Genomic DNA, 23,963 nt, shown 5'->3' with positions numbered 1-23,963 from the left:
GATTTGATCGGTTATTGAAGAACGAAATAATCGTAGCGCATCGACACCGTGACTTCGAACGGCTCGGCCTGCTCGATCACGCTGGCGCGGCGCTCGGCACTGGCGCGCCAGCCGTGGGGCGTCATCGCCAGCAGGTTGGCGCGGTCCTGGCCGTGTTCGAGGACCAGCTTGAATTCCAGGGTTTCGCTGTGCGCCAGCGCCATGCCCGGAGGCACCAGGGCCAGGTGCTTGTCATCGGTGTACTCGCGCACTTCGTCGTACAGGCGTTCGCGCAACTCCATCAGGTGACCGCGGGTGGGGCCGACTTTCATCAGGCCACCACCGGGGCTGAGCAGGCGCTTGGCCTCCTGCCAGTCCAGTGGGCTGAACACGCTCGCCAGGAACTGGCAGCAGCCGTCCGCCAGCGGCACCCGCGCCATGCTGGCGATCAACCAGGTCAGCTGTGGATTGCGTTTGCAGGCGCGTTTGACCGCCTCGCGGGAAATATCCAGGGCATAACCATCGGCAGCGGGCAGCGCGTCGGCGATCTGCGCGGTGTAATAGCCCTCGCCACAGCCGATGTCCAGCCAGCGACCGGGGTTACGCTCAGTCGCCAGTTCGGCCAGGCGGCGGGCGACGGGGGCGTAGTGTCCGGCGTTGAGGAAGTCGCGGCGGGCTTCGACCATGGCCTGGTTGTCGCCGGGGTCGCGGCTGTTCTTGTGCTGCACCGGCAACAGGTTCAGGTAGCCCTGGCGGGCGCGGTCGAACCGATGCCCGGCCGGGCAGGCCACGCCGTTGTCCACCGCGTTCAGCGGTTCACTGCAGATCGGACACGCGAGCATCAGGCGAGCAACTTGATCAGCGTCTTGTAGTAGATCTCGGTGAGCACATCGAGATCGGCCGCCAGCACGCGTTCGTTGACCTGGTGGATGGTCGCGTTGACCGGCCCCAGTTCCACTACTTGGGTGCCCATGGTGGCGATGAAACGACCGTCGGAGGTGCCGCCGCTGGTGGAGGCCTGGGTTTCGCGACCGGTCACGTCCTTGATGCTCGACGACACGGCGTCCAACAGCGCGCCCGGCTCGGTGAGGAACGGCAGGCCGGACAGGGCCCAGTCGATGTGCCAGTCCAGTTGATGCTTGTCGAGAATGTCGGCGACGCGCTGTTGCAGGCCTTCGACAGTGGACTCGGTGGAGAAACGGAAGTTGAACACCGCCACCAGGTCCCCCGGGATCACGTTGGTCGCGCCGGTGCCGGAGTTGAGGTTGGAGATCTGGAAACTGGTGGGCGGGAAGAAATCGTTGCCATGGTCCCAATGCTCGGCGGCCAGTTCTGCCAGCGCCGGAGCCGCCAGGTGAATCGGGTTCTTCGCCAGGTGCGGGTAGGCCACGTGGCCTTGCTTGCCGCGCACGGTCAGCTTCGCACCGAGGGAGCCGCGACGACCGTTCTTGACCACGTCGCCTACCAGGGTGGTGCTCGACGGCTCACCGACGATACACCAGTCCAGGCGCTCCTGGCGGGCCTTGAGGCGCTCGACCACGGCCTTGGTGCCGTGGTGAGCCGGACCTTCTTCATCACTGGTGATCAGGAAGGTGATCGAGCCCTTGTGGTCCGGGTAATCGGCGACGAAGCGCTCAGCCGCCACCACCATCGCCGCGAGGCTGCCCTTCATGTCGGCCGCGCCACGGCCACACAGCATGCCCTCATCGTCGATCACCGCGTCGAATGGATCGAGCTGCCAGGCTTGCACCGGACCGGTCGGTACCACGTCGGTGTGCCCGGCGAAGCACAGTACCGGACCGTCGTGCTTGCCATGGCTGGCCCAGAAGTTATCCACATCCTCGATGCGCATCGGCTCGAGCTTGAAACCCGCATCGCCGAGGCGCTGCATCATCAGTTTCTGGCAATCGGCATCCACCGGCGTCACGGACGGACGGCGGATCAGGTCGCAGGCGAGTTGCAGGGTCGGCGAGAGGTCGGCGTGGGCCGTCATGGAAACTCCGGGAATATAGTGTGAGCGCAAGGCGAATGCTGAAGCGGGCAGGCTCCCCGCAAAATGGCGGTTATCTTATAGCAAAACCACAATCGTTGGCCCCAGTGTCTATCGGCTGGAGCACAAAACCTGTGGGAGCGAGCCTGCTCGCGATGGTGGAGGATCAGTGCGGTGATATTGACTGAAGCACCGCCATCGCGAGCAGGCTCGCTCCCACAATGGTTTTCCGGTGCCCTATAATGCGCGCCGGTTTTTGGGGTAATGGTCATGAGTACAGAAGATCCACGGTTTGCCGGCATCGCCCGTTTGTATGGCCTCGAAGGCCTGGAACGCCTGCGGGCGGCCCATGTGGCGATTGTCGGGGTGGGCGGGGTCGGTTCCTGGGCGGCGGAAGCCATTGCCCGGTGTGGCGTGGGCGAGATTTCGCTGTTCGACCTGGACGACGTCTGCGTCAGCAACGCCAACCGGCAGTTGCACGCGCTGGACAGCACCGTCGGCAAACCCAAGGTCGAGGTGATGGCCGAGCGCCTGCGCGGGATCAATCCCGATTGCACGGTGCACGCCGTGGCGGACTTCGTCACCCGCGACACCATGGCCGAATACATCACGCCGAACATCGACTGCGTGATCGACTGCATCGACAGTGTCAACGCCAAGGCGGCGCTGATCGCCTGGTGCAAGCGCCGCAAGATCCAGATCATCACCACCGGCGGCGCGGGCGGGCAGATCGACCCGACGCTGATCCAGGTCTGCGACCTGAACCGTACCTTCAACGATCCGCTGGCTTCGAAAGTGCGCTCGACTCTGCGCCGCGACTATGGCTTCTCTCGAACCGTGACCCGTCACTACAGCGTGCCCTGTGTGTTCTCCACCGAACAACTGCGTTACCCCAAACCGGACGGCAGCATTTGCTTGCAGAAGAGTTTCGTCGGCGACGGCGTGAAACTCGACTGCGCCGGCGGGTTTGGCGCGGTGATGATGGTGACGGCGACGTTCGGCATGGTCGCGGCGACCAAGGCTGTGGATAAGATCGTTGCGGGTGTGCGACGGCCGGCGGATAGGGCCAAGCCTGGGCAGTGAGCGTTATTGTGGCGAGGGAGCTTGCTCCCGCTGGGCCGCGAAGCGGCCCTCCATTGCGGCGTCAATTGTCTGAACTCAAGGCGACTGCTTCGCAGCCGAGCGGGAGCAAGCTCCCTCGCCACAGTTATTGCGCCAGCTCAACCATCCGCTGCAACACCGCATTCAAGCCATTACTGCGCGACGGCGACAGCTGCCGCGACAACCCCAACTGATTGAACCACCCTGGCAAATCCACCTGCTTCAACGCTTCGGCCGACAAGCCATTGACCCGCGCCAGCAACAGCGCCACCAACCCGCGAATCAACCGCGCATCGCTGCCGGCAGCAAACTGCCAGTGTCCATCCTGCAATCGGCCCACCAGCCATACCTGGCTTTCACAGCCATTGACCAGGTTGGCGTCGCATCTGTCCGTCTCGCTCAACGGCGGCAGGCGGTCGCCCCATTGCATCAGCAGCCGGGCGCGTTGTTCCCAGCCCGAGGCGTCCTGGAAGACTTGCAGCGCTGCGGCGGCATCGGCGGGCAGGCTCATCGCAGCATCTCCAGGGCCTGATCCAGAGCTTCGAAGAAGCGCTCGATGTCGGCGGAGTCGTTGTACAGCGCCAGCGATACCCGGATCGCTCCCGACAGCTGCAGATGCTTGAACAGCGGCATGGCGCAGTGATGCCCGGCGCGCACGGCAACGCCTTGCTCGGTCAATAGATGAGCGAGGTCGGCGTTGTGCACGCCGTCCACTACGAAACTGACCAGTGCCAGCCGTGGATTGCCCACCAGGCGCACGCCGTTGCGCGCCAGCAGGCCGTGGAGCAGGTAGTCGTGCAATGCCGCCTCGTGGTCAATGACGTCTTGTGCGTCGAGGCCGGACAGGTAATCCAGGGTCGCCCCCAGGCCGATCACGCTGGCGATCGGCGGAGTGCCGGCTTCGAAACCCAGGGGCGCCGGGCGGAACGTGGCGCTGTGGTAGTCGGCCTGCTGCACCATTTCGCCACCGAACTGCCAGTGACGCAGCTCGCGCAGCGCTTCGTTGCGGCCGAACAACACACCCAGCCCTTCGGGCCCGTAGAGCTTGTGGCTGGAAAATACATAGAAATCGCAGCCCAGGGCCTGCACATCGTGACGGCCGTGGACCACACCCTGGGCGCCGTCGATGACGGTCAAGGCGCCTTGGGCCTTGGCCAGTGCCAAGAGCGCCGGCAAGGGTTGCCAGGTGCCAAGCACGTTGGACAATTGGCTCACCGCCAACAAGCGCGTACGCGGGCCAATCAGGTCGGCGGCGGCGTCGAGGTCGATGACGCCGTGGGCGTCGAGCGGCAGCACCACCAGCGTCAACGAACGGCGCTCGGCCAATTGCTGCCAGGGCAGCAGGTTGGCGTGGTGTTCCAAGGCGCTGATGACGATCTCATCGCCTGGATTGAACAAGTGTTCCAGCCCGTAGGCCAGGAGGTTCAGCGCCGACGTGGCGCCGTGGGTAAACACGATCTGCCCGCATTCCCCCGCATTGAGCCATTGCGACACCTTGAGACGACTGTCTTCGAACGCCTGGGTGGCATGGGCGCCCGGCAGGTGTTGCGCACGGTGCACGTTGGCCGCGCCGTTGGCGTAGTAATGTGCCAGGGCATCCAGCAGGGTTTGGGGTTTTTGCGTGGTGGCGGCATTGTCCAGGTAGGTCTGGCCTTGCCGTTGCAGGGCGGCGATGGCCGGGAAATCGGCACGCCAGGGGGATGGAATCAACATGCTTTCAGGCCCTGCTGGGTTACGCCGGATCCTGTGGGAGCGGGCTTGCTCCCACAGGTGACGGTGAAGCGGCTTAGTTATGCGCGTGCAGTGCTTCGTTCAGCTCGATGGCCGATTTGTGGGTCTTGCATTCCACTGCGCCGGTTTCGGAGTTGCGACGGAACAGCAGGTCGGGCTGGCCGGCCAGGTCGCGGGCCTTGACCACTTTGACCAGCTGGTTGTTTTCATCGAGCAACGCGACTTTGGTACCGGCGGTCACGTACAGGCCCGATTCCACGGTGTTGCGGTCGCCCAACGGAATACCGATACCGGCGTTGGCACCGATCAGGCAGCCTTCACCGACCTTGATTACGATGTTGCCGCCCCCCGACAGGGTGCCCATGGTGGAGCAGCCGCCGCCCAGGTCCGAGCCCTTGCCGACGAACACGCCAGCCGACACACGGCCTTCGATCATGCCTGGGCCTTCGGTGCCGGCGTTGAAGTTGACGAAACCTTCGTGCATCACGGTGGTGCCTTCGCCCACGTAGGCGCCCAGGCGGATCCGTGCGGCATCGGCGATACGCACGCCGGCCGGAACCACGTAGTCAGTCATTTTCGGGAACTTGTCCACCGAGAACACTTCCAGCAGCTCGCCACGCAGGCGGGCTTCGAGCTGGTGCTCGGCCAGTTCGCTGAGATCGATCGCGCCCTGGCTGGTCCAGGCCACGTTCGGCAGCAGCGGGAAAATGCCGGCCAGGTTCAGGCCATGGGGCTTGACCAGGCGGTGGGACAGCAGGTGCAGCTTGAGGTAGGCCTCGGGGGTGGAGCTCAGTTGCGCATCTTCAGCCAGCAGCGTGGCGACCAGCGGCTTGTGGCTTTCGGCCAGGCGTGTCAGCAATGCGGCTTGTGCGGCATCGACACCCTTGAGGGCTTCGGCCAATTGCGAAGCCTGGGCGGTGGTGAAGGTGATGGCCTGGTTGCCTTCGCTGTAGCCCAGGATCGGCGCGATGGCCTTGACGATGTCGGCCGACGGGTTGAGCAGTGGCTGTGCGTAGAACACTTCCAGCCAGGCGCCTTGACGGTTTTGGGTGCCGACGCCGAAGGCCAGGCTGAACAGGGTAGTGGACATGAACATTACCTCAACAAAATGGACTGGGCAGGTTTATTTGATTTCTGCCGCGTAGATATCAGGCTTGAAGCCAATCAGGGTACGGTCACCGAGATCCAGCACCGGGCGCTTGATCATCGAGGGGTGGGCGAGCATCAGTTCGATGGCTTTCGACTGGTCGAGATCGGCTTTGCGTTCGTCGTCGAGCTTGCGAAAGGTCGTACCGGCCCGGTTCAACACCACTTGCCAGCCATGCTCGTCACACCATTGGGTCAGGTGCTCACGGTCGATGCCGGCGGTCTTGTAGTCGTGAAAGTCGTAGCGCACAGCGTGGTCATCGAGCCAGGTGCGCGCCTTTTTCATGGTGTCGCAGGCTTTGATGCCGTAAAGCCGTAAGTGCTTGTTTTCATTGGGCATAAAATCCTCCCCAAAACTTCCCCAATATCGCCCCAAAACTCAGCCGGGGATTATGCCACGTCGATCCACTCAGCGCCTCGACTGTCGCGGTATAGATCGGTCATTGCGGCTGAACGGTGGCCGAGCAGTTTCTGGGCATCGCGCCCTTCGATCTCGTGAAGCCGCGCGGCAAGCGACCGCTGCTCATGAAAGGACGGCGGCTGACGACCAAAAGTTATCCCCAGCTTCACGGCTGCCTTGTCCCGGGCTTCGGCAAATGCAGAGCTGAGAGTGTCCAGCACGACTGGCTGGCCGGCCTTGGCCCTGCCCGCCGCTTGGGCGTGATGCACCAGGTGCTGTGACAGAACGCGATCGCGGCACTGTTTCACCACTGCGGCCAAGTCCAGGCCAACGGACTCCAGGCGCAGGGTTGTACTGATGCGAAGCCGGGCGCCTGTCTTGGACTGGACGACGTGAAGGAACCCTTCATGCACATCCTTGAACAGCATCGAGGCGATATCGTCCCGCCGCTGCCCGGTGAGCACCGCCAGCTCCATTGCCCGCCGCAGCCATGGCTTCGTGGCTTCCTCGTAGATCGCCTTCCACAGCTCCAACGTCAGCCGCTCGCGCTTGATGTTCACCCTCGCCGCTTTGGTCACCTCGACCGGGTTGGCGCCGACCCATCCCCGCGCCTGAGCCTCGGCGAAGACGTCTCGCAACAGCGAGCGCATCGCCCTGGACATCTGTGCCTTCCCGTCTTTGGCCATTCCCGTCAGGTAGTCGGCCACATCCATCGTTGTGATTTCCTTTATTCCCTTCGTTCCGAACATGTCGTTCAGGCGATTGATCCTCATGCCCACGTTTTTGTTGCTGCTGGCTGAGAGCTTCCTTTCCGCGTACAGCTCGCGATACTCGACGAGCCATTCAGAAAACAGCTTGCCCACGGCTGGCGCCTGCACCGGCTCGCTGATTCGCTCGGACAGTGTCGGCTTGATTGCGTCGGCGTGATTGGCGGCGACAGCCTCTCGAATGGCTGCCTCCTTGTCCTTGCCCAGGCCAAACACGCGACCACTGATCGGGTCGCGGTATGTGTAATAGGTGACGCCGTTGCGGGCGTCTGTCTTGCGGTAGAGATTGGGCGGAAGATCCTTCGACCCGGTGTTACGCGGCCTGGGCGCCATTGCGTGCTCTCTCTATTCTGCTGATCAGCGTGCCACCGACGATCCGGCCGGGCTGCTGGTCAGGTTCCTGGTAGTGGGCGTCGGATTCTACATAGTAGTTGCGCCCGTGCTTGACCGGTACCGGAGCGATCCGGCCCTCTCGTGCCCATTTTCGCAAGGTGTTGGGGCTGGGCGGCGTCTTGAACTCGGCCGCTGCCCATTCATCCAGGGTGACTTTCGCCATGCTTGATGCTCCATGCCGCGCGTGGCGGCAGAAGGTGGTTATTGGGTGGCTTTATCGATAGCTGCGCGGACGACTTTCAGGTACTGGCCATCGACGCCTACATAGCCCATGCCCTCGCAGCGCTTCAGGACCCCCTTCAACACTTCGACGAGCTCGTCGCTTAGCGCACGCTCTTCCCGACCGATATCCCAGAACTGCTGGCCCCAATGCCCGGCGGGCGGCGGGTTGCTGTTCTGCGCGCCTAGGGCCAAGGAGCCGATGATCATGTCGCACAGGTCCCGCTTGTAGGCGTTGTCGCCGTCGACGCTGGCTCCCATCCGGCGAAGGTTGTTCAGCGTGGCGTCGAAGTCCTCGCGGGTGAACTCGACGACGTTCTTGCTGAGCGCGGTGACCTCGGCCTGCAGCTTGGCGTTCTCTTCACGCAAGACGTTCACTTCGGTCTGGGCATCATCGACGATCACCTGAGCGGGATGCCGTTCGATCCAGTCGCCGATGCCCTCTGCCCGGATCACCCCGTTGCCATGCTGGTTCAGCAGAAAACCGTAGTGCGGGATGGCGTTGAGGCGATCCCAGAATTCATAGCCTTCACGGGTTTTGATATTTCGAGACATAGGAATTCCTCGCCCGCCGTTCGCCGGCAGGCATGTAGGGGGAGTGGGGTTATCGACGCTCGAGGTCGGTTGTGATGGCTTCGACCTTGACCTGGCCGACGATCTTGGTTGTGTCCAGGTGATCCTTGAACAATCGGTTGAGCCTGCCGATCGCCGCCTCTCTGGCCTGGTCATGAACTTGGCCTGTGGTGCAGTCGGGGCCCCAGCTCCCGAGATTGGAAAGCTCGAGCGTGATAGTCACTTTTGCACCGGTGGTTGTTCTTGCGCGCGGCTTCATGGCCTCGGCCCCCTGTACACCAGCCAGGCCATGTAGAGCAGGGGGAGGATCATGGCTGAACCCTCTTGAACTCGACGACCCAGACCCAGGGGTTGGCGTTCCACGACGCGGAGCCGTTGATCGGCACCCACAACTCGCGCCAAGCGTCGAATGGGTCTGTCCAGTTGCCAGGGCCTGGTTCTGATTTGAATGGGTGGAAGGCGTACTCGCCGTCTCCTTGGTGGATGCGGTTGATACCCTCGGCGATGTAGCGGCTTTCGAATGATGTCTCGCCAGCACCGTCCTGCAGCCGCTCGACGCGGACGTCTGTGACCTCCAGCAGGCTGCGGCTCGCCCAGCGCGGCATATGGATGCTCGGGCGCGCTCTGCCTGGCTTGATCATTGAACACCCAGCCTGCCGGATTGAACCGTCTGCTGGGTACCGGATCGGCTCGCCTCGGCTCAGGTCTCGCGGTGGGACTGCATCAACCTGGGCGTCGGCCACCCAGGTTTCGCGCACCCACAGCCGGTCGCCGGGCTTGCCGTAGGGACAGAGGCTGTTCGCTGGGTCCGCTACGTATTCGGGCGTGAAGTCTTCCAGCCATTTCAGGCCGGCGCCTTTAACTGGCCGCCGGGTGACCGTCTTCCGGCCATCCAGAATGGCGCGCACCATCGGCGCAGAGAACAGGATTGGTCGTTCCTTGATCTGGTTCATGGAGTCACCTCGCGGCGTGCCCACCAGCAGACGGGGCCGTCGTCGGTATCGTGAATAGCCAGGCAGAACCAGCCCTCACCGTCGGGACGATCCGGCTCCCAATAGCTGAAGTCAGGATCGCCTGATTCGAAGTAGCGTTCCGAGATCGCCTCATCGCTGTGGTACTCGAGGCTGACCATCTTCACCTGCAGACCCTGTTCCGCTACCCAGGCCTTGCACTTATCACCGTCGCCCTCGTCGAAGTCGGGCATATCGGGGTGGGCGAACATGCCGTATTCATCGCGGACGACCGGGGCTGGTCGGATCAATTTTATTTCTTCAAGCACGAGCAATCTCCATCCCGCCGCATGGGCAGGCTTGATAGGGGAAGGGGTTATAGAGGGGTGGAGTACAAATGTACTCCTATCGGGATTTGGCGCTCTGCCGCGACAGCTCAAGGGCATCTTCGCCTTGCTGAGTCATTTCCCACAGTGCAGGGCTGCGCTGCACACGATTCAGTAGGCCAAGCTGGGTGAGCAGGTCAAACCAGTGCCGCCCAATGTCTGCACCTTGGCCGTCATCCGCACACTCTTGAAAGCGTTCAAGTTTGCGGATCACCTTTTCAGCGAATGGATGCATCTGCGTTACTGCGTTCAGCCGAACCTGCAGCGCATCGCGCTCGCGGATTGCCTGAGCGTGCTTGCCGCGCCAGTGCAGCACCGCGTCAAGTTCTTCGACGGAGGACATTGATGGCTTGGGCGTGGTGGCAGGGACAGGTGTTGGCGCCTTGCCGACGCCCCACCGCCCAGGGCAGTCAGGTGCATGGCGTTCAGGCGCAGCGGAAAACCCGGCGGGGCAGTTACAAAAACAGAATCTGCTCATCCTGCAATCTCCATCGATACCAGATCATGGGCATTCACAACCCGCATGCCGAGCGCTTTGCCAATGTGGACTTCCAGGCTGGCGCCGCGGGAGTCCTGCCAGCCGGGCAGGGTGGCCACGGTGTCGCAGTCCATCAGGGCGGCGATGTCCCGGCGCATGCAGTCGCTCCAGGTCCCTGGCTCCGGGTTCAACTCAGCAGGGTTGATGACGGTGTGGCCTGCAGCGCGAAGGGCCGCGGCTGTGGTGTGGAACAGTGGGAAGTTCAGGTCCAGCATGTTGGTCATGGGACCGCTGAGGTAGATGCGCTTCATGCGGCCTCCTTCAGCGGCTGGTCCTGGCGCAGTGCCTGCTGTACCGCGAGGATGATCCGCTCCAGGTAGGTCCAGTCCGGGTTGGGCTCGGTGGCGCCGTTGGTCATGTGCCACCACTCGTCACCGAAAAGCGTCGTCATCAGCTCGCTGTGCGCGCCATGGAGGTGGTCAATCGAGGGCGAGTCGCGGAGATCTTCGGCGGCATCGAACAGCTCGCGAGCGCAATGTGCGTCGTGAATGAACTGGCGGCGCTCCTTCAGCACCAGGCGCCGTGCCTCGTTCGCCAGCGCTTCGCCGCTGAACCGACGTGCCCGCAGGTTCTGGTCGAAGTAGCCGATGATGTAGCTGGTGTTCAGTTCGCAGAAGAACTGCGCGATGGTGTGGCCTTCCCACATGCCGCCCCAGTAGGCCATCCAGCTCTTGCCCCAGCAACTGACGGTGATCTTTCCCTTGCAGAGCGCCAGGTCTTCGAGGAACACGGTTATCGGGTCGAGGTTCGGGGCGCCGGTGATCACCAGCTTCGTGACTGTCGAGCGCTCAACCTTCAGCGGCTCGGCCGGTTTGTTTTCTGTAGGCATGGGGAGTCCTTGCCGGGCCAGGCCCGGGCGGTGGAGTGGGGGAGTTACGCTGCTTCGGCTTGGCGATCGGCAACGCGCCACGGGTCATTGGCGCGGGCAAGGGCTGCCATCGGCGGTGGACTGACGCTGTTGCCGCACATGTGGACCTGCTGGGTCTTTGTGAATGGCTTGCCGTCGGCGCCGTGGCTGATGTGGTAACCGGCAGGGAAGCCCTGGGCCTTGTACAGCTCGGTCGGTTTCAGCATCCGCAGGCAGATGTCCACGATGACGTAAGGAGTGCCCTTCACCATCACGGTGACCATGGCCAGACGGTCCTTGGTGGTGATCGTCGGCGCCGGAGCATCGCAGGCGCTGATGTTTTCGGTTCCGTAGTAGCTGATCAGGAAGGCAGCTACACGCAGGGCACCGGCTTCGTGCTCCGGCGAGAGCGTCAGCGACACCAGAGAGCTTTTCCCGCCACCGCCGGCAGTGATGGTAGGGGCGGGTTCTTCCAGACCCTGGCCCACGCTGGCGCCGAATGCACGCTCCATGAAGGCACTCACCAACCCGTGGTGCTGGCCGCCGGCGCTGACGGTGTGTAGCGGATCGTTGACGTCCCGCGCATCACAGTTGCCACGCAGGTGCACCAGGTTGGCGGATACCAACTGCTGCTGGCTGCCGGTGTTGGTCACCGTCGTCATCGGTTCGTCGATGCCTTTGGCGTCGGTGGTGTTGAAACCGCCATTCATCTGAGCCATGAAGGCAGTGGCAACCGTCCGGTGGTTCTGTGTCATCAGCGTGCCCACCGGCTGATCAATGCCCACCGGCTTGCCTGAGTACTCCGGGCCACCAGCCCCAACCATCGGCACAATGAACGGTGACGGGTTGTCGATGACGAACTTCTTCATGCCCTTGGCAACCCGGCGCAGGGTGGCCGGGGCCAGGCCCTTCTTCCGGCCGAAAATGCTTTTGCCCAGGTCGGTGAAGTCGATGCAGTCGGCCGCGGTCTTCCACTTCTGCTGGCCCTTGCCTGGATTCTTCGCATGGGTCGGCTCCGGCCACACGATCGGCTGACCGTCGCACCGGGCGATCATGAACAGCCGTTCGCGGCTGGTGGGTGCGCCGAAGTCACAGGCTTTGATCACCTTCCACTCGACGACATAGCCCATGCCTTCCAGCAGGGCGACGAAACGGCGCCAGGTCCGACCGCGGTGTTTCGGGTCCGGGACCAGGAACTGCTGGCCAACCGGTACAACCTCACCAGGCGCCGCCACCTCTCCGTTGAGCTTCACCACCCGCCCCGTGGCCTTGTCGCGCTTGGCGATCAGCCGACCCCACTGAAGGATCTGCTTCACGTTCTCCAGGCTAAGCACCCGGGGTTTCTTCTTGCCGCCCCACTTGAGCCCGATCCACGACAGGTTGCGAATCTCACGCTTGCGCGGTTGGCCTCCGGCGGCCTGGCTGTGGTGCGTGCAATCCGGCGACATGTGGAACCAGCCCACTGGCCGGCCGCCGCATTCGGTGTCCGGGTCACCCTCGAAAACATCGGTGGTGAAGTGGCGGGCGGCAGAGTGGTTGACGGTGTGCATGCTGATCGCGGCAGGGCTGTGGTTCTTCGCCACGGCCACTGGGCGGCCCAGGCCCATCTCCAGCCCGGTACCGGCGCCGCCACCACCACAAAAGAAGTCGACGACGATCTCATCATCCTGAGGGTTTAAGCTGAGTCCATACTGGGTTTTGAAATCGAAGGGGTGTTTCTTCTGGTGAGCGGACATAGGGGATCCTCGCCGGTATAGTTCCGGTATCGATAAAAGGGAGGCGGGGCGATGCGGCGCGATTGGATGGTGTGGCTAGGGTGTTTCTTGTTATTCGGATGCGGTGCTGTTTGGGCAATGGTTCCGCTGAATATCAGCTTTTTTGAAGTTAATAGTATCCATGATTTATTTGATATGTTTTCATCTGCGGCTACTGTGTATGTCGTTGTTTTTGGTGTGGAGCTTTGGCGGCGTCAAGTTAGTGGGCAAGCTGATCTTGAACTAGCACGAAAAGTGGCTGTGCTGGCGCTAAGAATAAAAGAGGCTTCGCTTGAGGCTTGGATAGACGCAAAGTTTTCGATTAACCAGCACGGATATGGATTAAATTCTCTCGGTGCTGAGTTAATGGATAAGATTTCCCAGCGTATGGGCGAACGATTAAAAATTAGGGAGAGTCTGCAAATTGATTTTTTGCTTGTTCTACAAGAGGCGAGAGCAATATGGGGTGTCGACTTTTCTAAAAAATATAATGGTATTATTAAGTTGTATTTTGAGTGTAACCGTTGTTCGAAAGCCTACCTCTCGTGGGTGGATACATCTGAACCTAATTTTTCCAGGAAACAGTTTTCACAAACTATTGCCGAAGTGCATGACTATTTATCGAAGGTTGGTTTTTTTAATGCCGAAGGACGTATGGAGAAGGAGATAAACCATCTTACATTGGCCGCAGATTTGGCTTTGGAAAAGAAAATGCTCCGAAGTAGTAACCGGTAAGAGGTTTTAGGATGTGAGGCCGGTCACCCGGCCTCCTTTTCACTTAGGATCGAATGCGCCCAGCGCCAAGGCTGCGTTGGTACCGATTTTCTCCTGAAGCACGGTCTTGAATTCCTGAGCAATGTCCTCGCGCTGAACCTCTTCACCGACCCAACGCAGTTTCAGTGCCGGTACTGCTCCGCTGGTAATCACCGAAATCCGCAGGTTGATCTGCTGCTCGGTCAGGCCCTCGAACGGGATCACACTGAACAACAACGCCGCTGGCAACGTTTCTTTGCTGCGTGCCTCTATCTGGTCCATGGCGCTGCGGCTGGCGCTGGTGTCGCCGACAGTGGTTTCGGATTCGCTGCTAGCTTTGACCGTGATGGTGCGAACCGCGGCGATTGCCTTGGCCACCGGGATCGCTTTGCCTTCATCGTCCACCGGGGTCAGGTACTGGTGCCAGTCCTCGATCCAGTCGCTGAGGTCCTTCTGGGACATGGCCCGGCCGCCAATGGATTGTGCCGCCTTGTAGCCAGCGGATGCTTTCAGCTTCAGCACGGCGCGGTCATCGGCATGACCTGGTTCCGCATCGGTGCCCAGGTTGAACAACAGCGTGCAGGTCATTTCGTCCTGGTCGATGAAGCCCTTGGCGGTCGAGATCGCGCGGTCGGCGACGTAGGCGCTGAAGTCGGCGAGCGAATGGGTGGAGTAGATGCCGCGGAAACGGCTACGGCCGGCCTGCCACTTTTCCAGGGTTACCACCTGGCAACCATCGGGCAGAACCACCGTTGGTGTTTGGGTGGGGAGCACCTTGCCCGAGGCTTGCAGGGCGGTATCGGTGATGAGCTGAACTGCTTCTTTGGTCAGGGACATTCGTCAGAATCCTTGTTGGGGTGGGGAATCAGGTGCGGGGTTTGATGGGGGCTTCTTCGCGCGTGAAGAGCTGGTCATGCTTTTCCGCGAAGAGGGTGATCTTGCCGCCGGAGCCAACATGCATTGGCGTGTCCAGGCTGGTGTTTTCGCTGCGGGTACCGCGCTTGGTCGGCACTTTGTAGTCGAGCTTGTGCTTAATCTTCACCTGGCTGGACTCACCTATTTGGCTGAAGTCCAGGGTAATTACCAGCTTTCCGGTCTTGCCGTGGTCAACTACCCCGGCGGCAACTTCGGAAAGGGCGTGGCCGATCTGGCTCGCAAATGCGCCGCCATTCAGCTCCTCGAGGAACTCGGCTGTATCAGTTGGGGTGGACATGGCTTTTGCTCCGGGTTGGCCTTTAGGCCGCTGGGTGGAAGGTGGAGTTGCGACTGGCGTAGGCGCTGGCGCACCTGGTTGTTGATCCGTTTCATGACGGCTCGGCGAAGGTGAAGCCGTTTTCGCTGGCGATGAGCTGGACGCGCTTGATGTGCATCTTCAAAGCCTTGGCCGCCTCGCTGACTGTCTTGCCGGCTTCGGCCTGCTCTCGTACTGCTGGTGCCAGCTTGTCCCGCTGGGCCCGCAGCTTGGCGTGGTGAGCAGTGGTGCCGAAGAAGGGCGCCTCTGCGCTCACACCGCTTTCGATCTGCTGGATGGTCTTCCCGCCGCCGAAGAACTGTTCCAGCCTCTGGTTCAGGTCCTGGATGATCGCGTCCCGGGGGTTGGGCATCGGTTCGCCGATCATTGCGTACCTCCGGCAAGGCGGTTTGCCTTCGCTTCGAACTGGAGGGCGAGGTCGTGAGCAGCCTTGTACGTTTCGCGGAAGGCTCGGGTTTTACCGGTGGTGAGGTCGACAATCTGGTACATCCCGATACTGTCCCCTGCAACCTGGTAGCGCACCGGCTTTGCTGGCGCAGGCCGGTCAATTCGATCAAAGAAGCTCGCACGAGCGGCCTGGGTTTGTTGCAGCAGCACACCGAGTTCGTCGATGCGCTCTTGAAAGGATGGATGCATGGCTGATCCCTCGGTATGGGTTGCGTTTATTCGTCAGCACTCTGCGCAGCCTGCCGGCTACCGTTGGGTGCAGGGGAGAGTGCTGGCGGATAAAGGCGGTAGGCGAGAAATGAAAAGCCCGATCAAGACCGGGCTTTTTTTGGACTTACAAACGCCACCGTATGTGAGCCCCAGGTGCCTTCGTTGGAAGGTCTTCGATATCGTTCACATGGCTGCAAATTCTCCGTTCCGCGTGGTTGGGAATGCAGGTGCCGGCCTGGGCCGGTGTGTTCTCGTCCGCATCGGAGAGTGAACGAGGCACCAGGTCGCTACGCCTGCTTGCTTCCCGCCGCGTTTTTGGTATTGGCCGTCTTACTCATACCGGCCCAGGACATTCACGGGGCTTTGCGATCCTAGCGCTGCAGCCCGCTCGGGCACGCTTCGCTCACTCTCCGATGCGGCCTGGTGCTGGGGAGGACCAGGTGCTCGGGCAGTTTGCGTCAGGCTGACGTTGGCGCTGGTTGTTCCGTTACTGAACAGCCCTCAACTCGCTACGCAGGACCCAGTTGCCTGAGACCTTTGCCATGCAGCCGACGAAAGCGGCGTACTTGGTTTCCCGGTCCGTCTGGTACCCGTAGTAGGAACAGGTGGCCCGGTTCACCAGGCTGTTGATGAGCAGCCCAGCAACAAAAAGCCCCGCGGACAGGACCAGAACTCTCCGCAGGTACCTGTTCACGCCTCGATACCGAAGTCTTTCAGGCGCAGGCCCAGCTCGTTGCCGATTTCAGCCAGGACCTTCATTTCTTCGGGACTGATGTTGCCGTCACCCTCGGCCACGGTGATCATGTTCACGAACACCTCTTCGGCGTCGGCCGGGTTGTTTTTGATGTCGCGGATCTCGCGCATGATGTTCATGCGGCCGAGCCGGAAGCCGGCCTGCAGTTGCTCGGTGAACAGGTTGACGGTGGTGGTGATTTCGGAGCCGAAATGCTCCAAGGCTTTGTTGGCGCGGATCTGGATATCGATCTGCGCAGCTTCGTTCTTGCTGATCTCACCGTCGGATGCCGCCACCAGCAGACAGCCGCCGACGATGGCCTGCATCAGGTCGCGATTTTCGAGTTTCTTTACTGCGCGCTTGGCGCCGAACAGCTTCTTACCGATACCGAACATTGGATATTCCTCTGGGTGGGGTTACATCCCGCTGCACCCTGTCGCCAAGGTGCAGAAGTGATGCCTTTCCGTCGTTTAAGCGATAAAAACACCATCGTTCGAATCCCCAGCTGGACCTTGAGGAGTCGGACCGTCTACCTGACCTACGATGATTTCTCTACGCATCGCCTCGGCCACGGCCGCTGATTGGCGGGTAACGCCCAGCTTGAACATGGCGTTGGATATGCGCTTCGCGACGGTCCCTGGTTCAACATCATGGAAACGAGCGATTTGTTTGGCCGTAAGGCCCTGGGCTACTAAAAGCAAAAACTGAAGTTCTCTTCGAGCAAGCCCGCGGCCGAGATGGCCGATCCAGGTGCCGCTCTTGATGATTGATTCCATGCAGGTGTGCCTCTCGGTTGATTTCCCAATGCGCCCGGCCAACCAGGCGCATCAGTGAAACTTTCCGTGTCCCTTCGGCGCTGCTGGCGCGGTACGGGCTCATTCAAGTTGTTCCTCCAGCCGCGGGCCTTTCGGCTTGTTCTCCCGCTGGATAACTGCTTTCGGCGCTTTACGCTGCACGCCCGGGTCAGTTGCCAACCCTCTGAACCGTTCAGGCCGGTTCATCGCTGCCTTCCATCTGGCCGGTTGTTATCCGGCGATGGAGCAAATATGTACCAATGGTTCATATTGGTCAAGTACCAAAAGTACATATTTTAAGCGCGGGCAAGAAAAAGCCCGCTCAATGGCGGGCTATCGGACACTGGAGGCTATTCTTTTCGGATCGTGGAGGAGGGGCCAAACTCTGACTCGTACTTCTCAACCATCTTTTGGCAAGTGTCCCGAATAAATCTGCGAGAGCTTAGAGACTGAAGGCTGTCATCAACACCCTTCCAGCAACGATCAATCGCATCGCGTGCTCGAGACTTTTCCTTTCCCTCTGGGGTGTTTCCGATAATGGCGCCGTAAGCCAGGAACAATCCAATTGCAGCCACTAAACCGATCACTATTTTTTTGAACATTGAATCCCTTCCGTGCAGCTGTAGTTTTTTGCCCAGGGCAAGACAGGCGCCCTAAAGCATTCCCCCGCGCCAAACCACGCGCCCAATAATGCGAACCTCGTTGATTTCCCCATCACGCAGCGTCTCATCTCCGTAACGAGCCTTGTCCGGGTTGTCGCTACGAATGATCCAACCGTCGAAGTCGGACTTTACAAGGCGCTTAACGATAGTGCCTTTCGACTCAGTCTGGAGTGCGAAGACTTGCCCATCTTTGGGTTCTATTTTCGACTCATCAATCAACAGCACGTCACCATCATTGATGGTGGGTTCCATGCTGTGCCCGTTGGCGTAGATGACGTCTAACTTGCGCTGGTTAAGATGATTAGCCCGTAGCCAATCTGTTTTGAATGCCATCACGCCACGGATTTCGACGTGCGAGTTGTCTTCGCCATCGCCGGTTGATCCGCGGGCGGTCAGTTGCAGCACGCCCGTATAGCTATCGTCGTCGGCGAGATCAAAGCTCCTTGGTGGAACTCGCTGATCAGCTGCAGAGACTGCCGTCTCATGCATCTCGCCCCGGCCATATTCAAGCCACTCGACGCGTACAGACAATGCGCTTGCGAGAGCAAGCATCTTGGCTCCGCCTGGCATCGACTCTCCGTTGAGCCATTTGCTGCATGCCTTCGGCGTCACTTTGGCGATTTTCGCGAGACGCACACCTGCGCCCCACTCAGGAATGCCTGCTTCTGCGAGGGCGTTCTTGAGGCGGGCGCTGAACGCAAGCCGGATTTCGTCTATTTGAACCATGGGTTCATGTTCTCATGAGCTTGCATGTACTTTCAGTTCCGACTTAAGATGTACCGTAAGTTCATATTTGAATTGGAGGCCACATGCGGCCGCTCAAGAAAACGATCGACGATGCCGGCGGTGTTCCTACGGTTGCTCAGGCCTGCGGGAAAACTCCGCGGGCAATTTACAAGTGGCTGGCTGCTGATGCATTGCCGCGCACCGAGTACACCGGTGAGACGGAATACGCCAAGAAGATTTGCGAACTGGCAACTGCGAGGGGAAATCCGTTCGACACGGATTGGCTGCTTTCTGAAGCGCACCCTAACAAAGCGTTACCGGCATCTGATGGTGGGAATTATCAGGCCTCTTCGTGAAGCGAAGTAGTGCTGCGGCACATATGTGCATCCATACAGTAAAAAATCGCAGACGAAAAAAAGCCGGTGGCTAGACCGGCTTCTTAAAACAACAAACTTCAGGGGCCAGTATGAACACGAACGTCACCCCCGGCAATACCCCGAACCCTGCGACACGTTTTGCACAATCTCAAAACGTGTCGCGACACATGTCGTCTCGCGAGATAGCCGAACTGATCGGCAGCTCTCACGACAACGTGTTGAAAACAATCCGTGCACTGGTCACGAAGGGTGTCGTTTCTTCAAACGACACCCCCTACGTGCACCCGCAGAACGGGCAGGTGTACCGCGAGTTCCTGCTGTCACAGCGCGACACGTTGGTTGTTGTGTCCGGTTACAGCGTCGAGCTGCGTGCCCGGATCATTGATCGCTGGCAGGAGCTGGAAGCCCAAGCCGGCCAGTTCCAGATTCCGGCCACCTACGCGGAGGCACTTCAGGCTGCTGCTGATCAGGCGAAGGACAATCAAACCCTGCGTTTGGTCATCCTCGATCAGGCGCCGAAGGTTGCAGCCATCAACCGTCTGGCAGCCGCTGGCGGCGCGATCTGCATCACCGACGCTGCGAAGCATCTGCAGCTCAAGCCTTCGAAGCTATTCGCCTGGATGCAGCAGAACCGGTGGATCTTTCGCCGCCAAGGTTCCGGCCGCTGGACTGCGTACCAACCACGCATCACCTCCGGGCTCATGGTCCACAAAGTCACTGCTCTCAAGCCTGATTCAGAAACCGGTGCTGACCGTGCCGCTTTCGATCCACTCGTTACCCCAAAGGGCCTTGCCCGTTTGGCCGAATTGAATATCGGAGCCTCGCTGTGAGCGTTCAAGCAATGTCATGGGCGCTGTCTTTGCCCACGCAAGTTCTCAAGGATGCCAGCGCCCGACACGTGCTGCTGTGCTTGGCCAACTATGCCGGATCGAACGGTGCTGGCGCGTTCCCATCGGCTACCACCCTGGCTCAGGACACCGGCCTCTCCGAGCGCACCGTGCGCTACAAGCTGGATGACTTGGAGAAGTCCGGACTTATCCAAAAGGGAAACCAGGCTATCGCCGCTGTTCACATTGATCGGCACGACCGTCGCCCAGTCGTTTACGACCTTCAGCTATTGCGGGGTGCAAATGCTGCACCCCGCACAGAACGGGGTGCAGATGACGGCACGGGGTGCAATTCACAACAGGTCGGGGTGCAACCTACGACGGAACGGGGTGCAGCGGCTGCACCCAATCCGTCACTTAACCATCAATTAACCGAAGAGCAGCTGCAGCAGCGCGGGATTGATGCTGCTCTCGCCGAACAGAACAGAGCAGCTATCGAGCCGCAGGATGATCGCCAGCGCTTCGCTATGTTCGCCACCTGGGCTCCGAACGAGAAGGCGCTGTCGGATCAGATCGCAATCGCCGGGCTTCCTGCCGATGCGGTCCCTGAAGCGGCTATCCGGGCGTTCATGGGGTTCTTCGTCGCCAAGCCAGCGACCGTTGATACCTCGGCAGGCTGGTGCTACCGGCTGGTGCAGTGGGTCAAGCGAGAACGCGTCAAGGCTTCGGGGCAGGGCAAGACGCCTGACTTCGATGACACCAGCTGGGCAAACGATCTGGGAGACCTCTGATGGAGAACAAGAAGCCCCGCAGCACCGAGCAACTGCTCAGCACGATGGGCAACCTGCCGCCGGTTGCGCTGGTTCAGCCGCGGAAGTTGCCGCCGGGCACCGCAGAGGTCGTGAACGCGCTGTTCAAGGAGTTGCAGGCAATTTTCCCGGCATGGAAGCAGGCTTGGCCGGATGATGAAGCGCTAAAGGCTGCGAAGCGCAGCTGGATCAAGGCATTCCTTGCGGCCGGGATCAATCAGCTGGAGCAGATCCGCTACGGACTGCAGAACTGCCGGCAGATCGGCGGCGACTTCGCTCCGAGCGTCGGCAAGTTCATCAAGTGGTGTCAGCCAACGCCCGAAATGCTCGGCATTCCATCCCATGACAAGGCCTTTCGCGAGGCGCTGGAGAATTCTCACCCGAGTCGCTTCGGCGCGCGCACCTGGTCCCACGCTGCCGTGCGACATGCTGCGCTTCAGTGCGAGATGCACAACCTCGGTGATCTGATCCCGGAGAAGGCCAGCAAGGTTTTCGACCGAGCTTACGACATCACCATCCGCCGTCTCGTCCAAGGTCTGCCGCTCGAGGATATCGCCGTTGGCATTGGCCACGACGGCAGCAAGCCTCCGATAGAGCTGGCAAGCGAACTGACCGAGCGAGTAGCGCTGGCGCAGGTGGCGCGCATGGGTATTCCTGCAAACGGCCAGGCGGCCCGCGAGCAACTGCTGCGCCGTCTCGGCCTCACGCCATCGGCTCGGGTTGTTGGAGGTGTGCATGGTTGATCGACGCCTGGCTGTTCCTGAGATCGAAACCTACCGCTGGGCGGTGTTCTGTTGCTCGTTCAAGGTCGATTTGAGTTCGCCACCTGATCACGCGCTGGCGCTGTTCGCCGACGCGGCCATGGCCAAGCGTTATGGGTCATGGATGTGGCCGGGTACCTACGAAGTCGTCGACGTCGTCACGGGGAAGCCGGCATGCGTGTGAGTTCGAGAAAGCTCCGTGCTTCTGCCAAAGACCAGGAGTGCACCGTCCGAATCCCGGGCATCTGCAATTACAACCCAGAAACCACCGTCCTTGCGCATCTGCCGTGCGGGCAGAAGGGCATGGGCATGAAGGGCTTCGACACTGTCGCGGTGTACGCCTGCAGCGCCTGTCACGACGTAATCGACGGCCGCGCCGCCGGCGACGTCGATTGGCAGGACATGCCGCGCGCCATTGCCGAAACCCACGAAGGCCTGATCCGGGCCGGAATTCTCACCGTAAAGGGGGCTGCATGATCGACATGACGCTGCCGTGGCCGCCAAAGGAGTTGAGTCCGAATGCGCGCGTGCACTGGCGGCAAAAACACAAACACGCGAAAGCATACCGCCGCACCTGCGGCCTGATCGCTCTGGCGCTGGATGCACCGCGGCTTATAGGGAAAAAGTACTTCTGGGTAACGTTCTGCCCGCCGAATCGCCGCTCCTACGACGATGACAACTTGGTTGCGCGCTTCAAGGCCGGCCGGGATGGCATCGCCGATGGTCTGGGCATCGATGACAGGAACTTCGTTACCACTATCAACATCGGCGAGCCTGTTCCGGGCGGCGCTGTACGCGTGCACATCCGTGATTATCCCATTCTCGACGACGCCGTCGCGGTGAGCCTGTGAGCACGGCAGCGGTGAAGATCACCGACCCCGAGATCAAGCGGCAGGCGGCGGGCAATGTGCGGGATCTGCGCGACGTCGAGAACCGCGGGCTTTACCTGCGATTCAACCGTGATCGGGCCCGAGCGTCGTGGTACCTGGTGGTGAAGGGGGAGTGGAACCGCATCGGCCGCTTCCCCGACCTGAGCGCGAAGCAGGTAGTCTCGGCGCTGCCGGCGATTCGCCTGCGCCTGGAGGACGGCGACGGGGCGAATCTTTCGCAGTGGGTGCTCACTCGCGAGCTGCTGGAGTGGTACGGCGAACGCATGTCGCGCGACCGGAACCTGTCCAGCAAGCGCAAGAAGACAGGCGCCTCGCTGATCAAGTGCCACCTGGTCCCGTGCCTGGGCAGCGTGCCGATCGCCGAGATCACCAAGGCAACATTGGACAGCCAGTTCATGTGGCCGCTGCAGGAGAAGATCGGCATCGACTACGTGCGTTCGGCGTTCCAGTTGCTAGCCCTCGCGTTTCGGCAGGCTTCTAAGCTGGGTCTGATCTCGTCCAACCCGATGGCGACCATCAAGTTCAACGACTTCTCGAAGGCGAAGGTCGGGGTCAAGCCGGCTCGCTTGCGTGGTGTTCAGCTGCAAGGCCTGCTCGAGCAGCTGGCCGAGGTCATCAAGACCGATCCCATGGACGCCATGCTCGCGCTGATGATGCTCTGTCACGGCTCGCGCATCGGTGAAACGCGGCAGGCTCGCTGGTCGCATATCAGCCTGGCAGAGCGTGAGTGGTTCATTCCGGCTGAACACACTAAGACCGGCGTCGAGCATCACCTGCCACTGACCGAACAAGTGTGCGAGCTGCTGGTCCGGTATCGCGAAGGCCAATACGCCAGCGGCTACGACGGCCAATACCTGTTCCCGGCGCGCAATGGCAAGGCACTCAGCGAAGGGCAGGCCAGCGCCGTGTTCACCCGGTTGGGTGGTGGAGAGTGGACCAGCCATGACCTGCGCAAAGTGGCGCGGACCACATGGGCCGACATCGGCATCGACCACATGATCGGCGAGATGCTGATAAACCACGCGATGGGTCACAACGTGCTGGTGTACATCCAGTCCGACGTGATGAACCGCAAGCGTGATGCCTTGGAACAGTGGCACGCGCATTTAGATCAGAAGGGTTTTGCCCTGATCCACGGCTTGACCGGCTTTAGATTCGGAGATTCTGGTAATTGCCTGGAAGCCACGGAACAGAAGGGTTGCGAGCTCATTCAAGAATCAACCATAGGCGAGGTTTCAAAATGATGATTCTGCTCGATCCGATCACCGGCCTCGCCGTAAACCCTGAGTTCGTCAGGTCGATCCGCCTGGCCGATTACAACGGCACCCGGCACCTGGTCATCACCATGGAAGACGGTTTCGAAATCCAGATCGCCCACAACCCATTACAGGGCATAAACGTCCATGAGTTGCACAGAAAGCTTCTGGAGGCCGTATGAGAAAGTCGCGCCCGTCACTGCATCGGCGTGAGCTTAAGTTCATCGTCGAATGCGGCATCTGCGCGGGCAAGGGTGAGAGGCTGGGGATCTTTCACTACCTTGAGTGTGAGGCCTGTGTAGGCACGGGATGGGTCTGCGGGCATACGTTGAAATCCTTGCCGCTGATCGATGTTGTTAACGTGCTTAACGCCCGGCTCAAGGACGCGTTGAGCGAAATCGCGAAGGTTCGCCCAGTTACCGGCGGGGCTCATGAGCAATACCGCCAGAACAACCGCCGCGGGGCAGGCGGTACGAACTTCACCGGAGACTGACATGCAGATCGTCGAGCCAACTTATCAAGAGGTAAAAGTCGTGAAGCTGCTGGCTGAAGCGTGGAACGAATACTTGAAACTGCCGGTGGAGCATCCGATGGAACAGGAAGAATTCTGCACTGCGGTACATGCCTGTCAGGAAAAGGTTTTGGCCCGCAGCGGGCGCCGATACATGAATTCAGCGAGCGAGGAATAGTCG

At 60.7% G+C, this 23,963-nt stretch carries 37 protein-coding genes and 1 pseudogene; 14 read left to right on the top strand and 24 right to left on the bottom strand.

Features of this window, described 5'->3' with window-relative positions:
• Nucleotides 1-11: 11 nt before the first annotated feature.
• Complete coding sequence (locus N005_RS16070; protein WP_047702077.1) at nt 12-821, bottom strand: putative RNA methyltransferase; 810 nt, start codon at nt 819-821, stop codon at nt 12-14.
• Complete coding sequence (gene dapE / locus N005_RS16065; RefSeq protein ID WP_047702076.1) at nt 821-1,972, bottom strand: succinyl-diaminopimelate desuccinylase; 1,152 nt, start codon at nt 1,970-1,972, stop codon at nt 821-823. Before dapE ends, N005_RS16070 begins: the two co-directional genes overlap by 1 nt.
• A 261-nt stretch (nt 1,973-2,233) precedes the next feature.
• Here dapE and tcdA point away from each other — a divergent pair, with 261 nt between their 5' ends.
• Entirely contained in the window at nt 2,234-3,052 is an 819-nt protein-coding gene (gene tcdA, locus N005_RS16060; protein WP_047702075.1) for a tRNA cyclic N6-threonylcarbamoyladenosine(37) synthase TcdA, read from the top strand.
• A 124-nt stretch (nt 3,053-3,176) separates the two neighbouring features.
• Here the strand turns inward: tcdA and N005_RS16055 are convergent, their stop codons facing one another.
• The 14 genes from N005_RS16055 to N005_RS15990 all read right to left on the bottom strand — a co-directional run bounded on the left by N005_RS16055 (nt 3,177) and on the right by N005_RS15990 (nt 12,756).
• On the bottom strand, nt 3,177-3,581 hold the full coding sequence (locus N005_RS16055; protein ID WP_047702074.1) for a SufE family protein: 405 nt from the start codon (nt 3,579-3,581) through the stop codon (nt 3,177-3,179).
• Nucleotides 3,578-4,783: an aminotransferase class V-fold PLP-dependent enzyme gene (locus tag N005_RS16050; protein ID WP_047702073.1), complete on the bottom strand. Its 1,206-nt coding sequence runs from the start codon at nt 4,781-4,783 to the stop codon at nt 3,578-3,580. Before N005_RS16050 ends, N005_RS16055 begins: the two co-directional genes overlap by 4 nt.
• Nucleotides 4,784-4,856: 73 nt before the next feature.
• A complete protein-coding gene (gene dapD / locus N005_RS16045; RefSeq protein WP_047702245.1) occupies nt 4,857-5,891 on the bottom strand; it encodes a 2,3,4,5-tetrahydropyridine-2,6-dicarboxylate N-succinyltransferase in 1,035 nt (344 codons plus the stop codon).
• A 33-nt stretch (nt 5,892-5,924) separates the two neighbouring features.
• Nucleotides 5,925-6,287, bottom strand: coding sequence for an ArsC family reductase (locus tag N005_RS16040; RefSeq protein ID WP_047702072.1), 363 nt, complete (start codon nt 6,285-6,287; stop codon nt 5,925-5,927).
• Nucleotides 6,288-6,337: 50 nt separating this feature from the next.
• Nucleotides 6,338-7,447: a phage integrase Arm DNA-binding domain-containing protein gene (locus N005_RS16035; protein ID WP_047702071.1), complete on the bottom strand. Its 1,110-nt coding sequence runs from the start codon at nt 7,445-7,447 to the stop codon at nt 6,338-6,340.
• Entirely contained in the window at nt 7,428-7,670 is a 243-nt protein-coding gene (locus tag N005_RS16030; protein ID WP_047702070.1) for an excisionase, read from the bottom strand. The genes N005_RS16035 and N005_RS16030 overlap by 20 nt, the downstream gene beginning before the upstream one ends.
• Before the next feature lie 38 nt (nt 7,671-7,708).
• Entirely contained in the window at nt 7,709-8,281 is a 573-nt protein-coding gene (locus N005_RS29695) for a hypothetical protein (RefSeq protein ID WP_231983248.1), read from the bottom strand.
• Nucleotides 8,282-8,330: 49 nt separating this feature from the next.
• Nucleotides 8,331-8,558, bottom strand: a complete 228-nt coding sequence (locus tag N005_RS16020; RefSeq protein ID WP_047702069.1) for a hypothetical protein — start codon at nt 8,556-8,558, stop codon at nt 8,331-8,333.
• A gap of 49 nt (nt 8,559-8,607) precedes the next feature.
• Complete coding sequence (locus N005_RS16015) at nt 8,608-9,252, bottom strand: ASCH domain-containing protein (protein WP_047702068.1); 645 nt, start codon at nt 9,250-9,252, stop codon at nt 8,608-8,610.
• Nucleotides 9,249-9,578 carry a hypothetical protein gene (locus N005_RS16010; RefSeq protein ID WP_047702067.1) on the bottom strand — a complete coding sequence of 110 codons (330 nt, stop codon included), beginning with the start codon at nt 9,576-9,578 and terminating at the stop codon, nt 9,249-9,251. Before N005_RS16010 ends, N005_RS16015 begins: the two co-directional genes overlap by 4 nt.
• A gap of 76 nt (nt 9,579-9,654) precedes the next feature.
• Nucleotides 9,655-9,978 (bottom strand): hypothetical protein, encoded by a 324-nt coding sequence (locus tag N005_RS27800; RefSeq protein WP_052126401.1) that lies wholly within the window; start codon nt 9,976-9,978, stop codon nt 9,655-9,657.
• A gap of 131 nt (nt 9,979-10,109) precedes the next feature.
• Nucleotides 10,110-10,424, bottom strand: coding sequence for a DUF4406 domain-containing protein (locus N005_RS16000; RefSeq protein WP_047702066.1), 315 nt, complete (start codon nt 10,422-10,424; stop codon nt 10,110-10,112).
• A complete protein-coding gene (locus tag N005_RS15995) occupies nt 10,421-11,002 on the bottom strand; it encodes a phiTE_072 family protein (RefSeq protein WP_047702065.1) in 582 nt (193 codons plus the stop codon). Before N005_RS15995 ends, N005_RS16000 begins: the two co-directional genes overlap by 4 nt.
• 44 nt (nt 11,003-11,046) lie before the next feature.
• Nucleotides 11,047-12,756, bottom strand: a complete 1,710-nt coding sequence (locus N005_RS15990; RefSeq protein ID WP_047702064.1) for a DNA cytosine methyltransferase — start codon at nt 12,754-12,756, stop codon at nt 11,047-11,049.
• 51 nt (nt 12,757-12,807) lie between these two features.
• On the opposite strand from N005_RS15990, the gene N005_RS15985 reads away from it, so the two are divergent.
• Nucleotides 12,808-13,509, top strand: a complete 702-nt coding sequence (locus N005_RS15985; protein ID WP_047702063.1) for a hypothetical protein — start codon at nt 12,808-12,810, stop codon at nt 13,507-13,509.
• A 39-nt stretch (nt 13,510-13,548) separates the two neighbouring features.
• Here N005_RS15985 and N005_RS15980 read toward each other — a convergent pair whose 3' ends face one another.
• The 4 genes from N005_RS15980 to N005_RS15965 all read right to left on the bottom strand — a co-directional run bounded on the left by N005_RS15980 (nt 13,549) and on the right by N005_RS15965 (nt 15,415).
• The gene (locus N005_RS15980) at nt 13,549-14,364 is read right to left on the bottom strand and encodes a DUF2303 family protein (RefSeq protein WP_047702062.1); all 816 of its coding nucleotides are present in this window, start codon (nt 14,362-14,364) and stop codon (nt 13,549-13,551) included.
• A 28-nt stretch (nt 14,365-14,392) separates the two neighbouring features.
• Nucleotides 14,393-14,740 carry a hypothetical protein gene (locus tag N005_RS15975; protein ID WP_047702061.1) on the bottom strand — a complete coding sequence of 116 codons (348 nt, stop codon included), beginning with the start codon at nt 14,738-14,740 and terminating at the stop codon, nt 14,393-14,395.
• 91 nt (nt 14,741-14,831) lie between these two features.
• Nucleotides 14,832-15,146, bottom strand: coding sequence for a hypothetical protein (locus tag N005_RS15970; RefSeq protein ID WP_047702060.1), 315 nt, complete (start codon nt 15,144-15,146; stop codon nt 14,832-14,834).
• Entirely contained in the window at nt 15,143-15,415 is a 273-nt protein-coding gene (locus tag N005_RS15965) for a hypothetical protein (RefSeq protein WP_047702059.1), read from the bottom strand. Before N005_RS15965 ends, N005_RS15970 begins: the two co-directional genes overlap by 4 nt.
• Here N005_RS15965 and N005_RS15960 point away from each other — a divergent pair.
• A complete protein-coding gene (locus tag N005_RS15960) occupies nt 15,414-15,707 on the top strand; it encodes a hypothetical protein (protein ID WP_047702058.1) in 294 nt (97 codons plus the stop codon). The two genes, N005_RS15965 and N005_RS15960, sit on opposite strands and share 2 nt — an antisense overlap.
• A gap of 419 nt (nt 15,708-16,126) precedes the next feature.
• Here N005_RS15960 and N005_RS15950 read toward each other — a convergent pair whose 3' ends face one another.
• The 4 genes and pseudogenes from N005_RS15950 to N005_RS15935 all read right to left on the bottom strand — a co-directional run bounded on the left by N005_RS15950 (nt 16,127) and on the right by N005_RS15935 (nt 18,351).
• Entirely contained in the window at nt 16,127-16,564 is a 438-nt protein-coding gene (locus N005_RS15950) for a tellurite resistance TerB family protein (protein ID WP_047702057.1), read from the bottom strand.
• A gap of 147 nt (nt 16,565-16,711) precedes the next feature.
• Nucleotides 16,712-16,945, bottom strand: a pseudogene (locus tag N005_RS15945) (response regulator transcription factor); the annotation flags it as partial.
• A gap of 99 nt (nt 16,946-17,044) precedes the next feature.
• Nucleotides 17,045-17,170 carry a hypothetical protein gene (locus N005_RS29805; protein WP_269457384.1) on the bottom strand — a complete coding sequence of 42 codons (126 nt, stop codon included), beginning with the start codon at nt 17,168-17,170 and terminating at the stop codon, nt 17,045-17,047.
• 446 nt (nt 17,171-17,616) lie between these two features.
• Nucleotides 17,617-18,351, bottom strand: coding sequence for a S24 family peptidase (locus N005_RS15935; protein ID WP_047702056.1), 735 nt, complete (start codon nt 18,349-18,351; stop codon nt 17,617-17,619).
• Between the two features lie 83 nt (nt 18,352-18,434).
• On the opposite strand from N005_RS15935, the gene N005_RS15930 reads away from it, so the two are divergent.
• From N005_RS15930 to N005_RS15880, 11 genes are all read left to right on the top strand, one after another.
• Nucleotides 18,435-18,707, top strand: a complete 273-nt coding sequence (locus tag N005_RS15930) for a helix-turn-helix domain-containing protein (protein ID WP_052126399.1) — start codon at nt 18,435-18,437, stop codon at nt 18,705-18,707.
• 188 nt (nt 18,708-18,895) lie between these two features.
• Nucleotides 18,896-19,558: a phage antirepressor KilAC domain-containing protein gene (locus N005_RS15925; RefSeq protein WP_047702055.1), complete on the top strand. Its 663-nt coding sequence runs from the start codon at nt 18,896-18,898 to the stop codon at nt 19,556-19,558.
• Between the two features lie 11 nt (nt 19,559-19,569).
• The gene (locus tag N005_RS15920; RefSeq protein ID WP_047702054.1) at nt 19,570-20,346 is read left to right on the top strand and encodes a DnaT-like ssDNA-binding domain-containing protein; all 777 of its coding nucleotides are present in this window, start codon (nt 19,570-19,572) and stop codon (nt 20,344-20,346) included.
• Nucleotides 20,346-21,107: a replication protein P gene (locus N005_RS15915; protein WP_047702053.1), complete on the top strand. Its 762-nt coding sequence runs from the start codon at nt 20,346-20,348 to the stop codon at nt 21,105-21,107. The genes N005_RS15920 and N005_RS15915 overlap by 1 nt, the downstream gene beginning before the upstream one ends.
• Nucleotides 21,100-21,309 (top strand): hypothetical protein, encoded by a 210-nt coding sequence (locus N005_RS15910; RefSeq protein ID WP_047702052.1) that lies wholly within the window; start codon nt 21,100-21,102, stop codon nt 21,307-21,309. Before N005_RS15915 ends, N005_RS15910 begins: the two co-directional genes overlap by 8 nt.
• Nucleotides 21,300-21,602, top strand: coding sequence for a nuclease domain-containing protein (locus N005_RS15905; protein WP_047702051.1), 303 nt, complete (start codon nt 21,300-21,302; stop codon nt 21,600-21,602). The genes N005_RS15910 and N005_RS15905 overlap by 10 nt, the downstream gene beginning before the upstream one ends.
• Complete coding sequence (locus N005_RS15900; protein WP_052126398.1) at nt 21,599-21,976, top strand: RusA family crossover junction endodeoxyribonuclease; 378 nt, start codon at nt 21,599-21,601, stop codon at nt 21,974-21,976. The genes N005_RS15905 and N005_RS15900 overlap by 4 nt, the downstream gene beginning before the upstream one ends.
• Nucleotides 21,973-23,259, top strand: a complete 1,287-nt coding sequence (locus N005_RS15895) for a tyrosine-type recombinase/integrase (protein ID WP_047702050.1) — start codon at nt 21,973-21,975, stop codon at nt 23,257-23,259. Before N005_RS15900 ends, N005_RS15895 begins: the two co-directional genes overlap by 4 nt.
• Entirely contained in the window at nt 23,256-23,453 is a 198-nt protein-coding gene (locus N005_RS15890; RefSeq protein WP_047702049.1) for a hypothetical protein, read from the top strand. Before N005_RS15895 ends, N005_RS15890 begins: the two co-directional genes overlap by 4 nt.
• A complete protein-coding gene (locus N005_RS15885) occupies nt 23,450-23,764 on the top strand; it encodes a hypothetical protein (protein WP_047702048.1) in 315 nt (104 codons plus the stop codon). The genes N005_RS15890 and N005_RS15885 overlap by 4 nt, the downstream gene beginning before the upstream one ends.
• Before the next feature lies 1 nt (nt 23,765).
• The gene (locus N005_RS15880) at nt 23,766-23,960 is read left to right on the top strand and encodes a hypothetical protein (protein WP_047702047.1); all 195 of its coding nucleotides are present in this window, start codon (nt 23,766-23,768) and stop codon (nt 23,958-23,960) included.
• Nucleotides 23,961-23,963 lie beyond the last annotated feature (3 nt).

Origin of the sequence: Pseudomonas mediterranea CFBP 5447, from assembly GCF_000774145.1 — a bacterium.
Classification (GTDB): Bacteria; Pseudomonadota; Gammaproteobacteria; order Pseudomonadales; family Pseudomonadaceae; genus Aquipseudomonas; species Aquipseudomonas mediterranea.
Note: the sequence above shows the minus strand (reverse complement) of the source record. Positions and strands in the feature narration are given on the sequence as shown.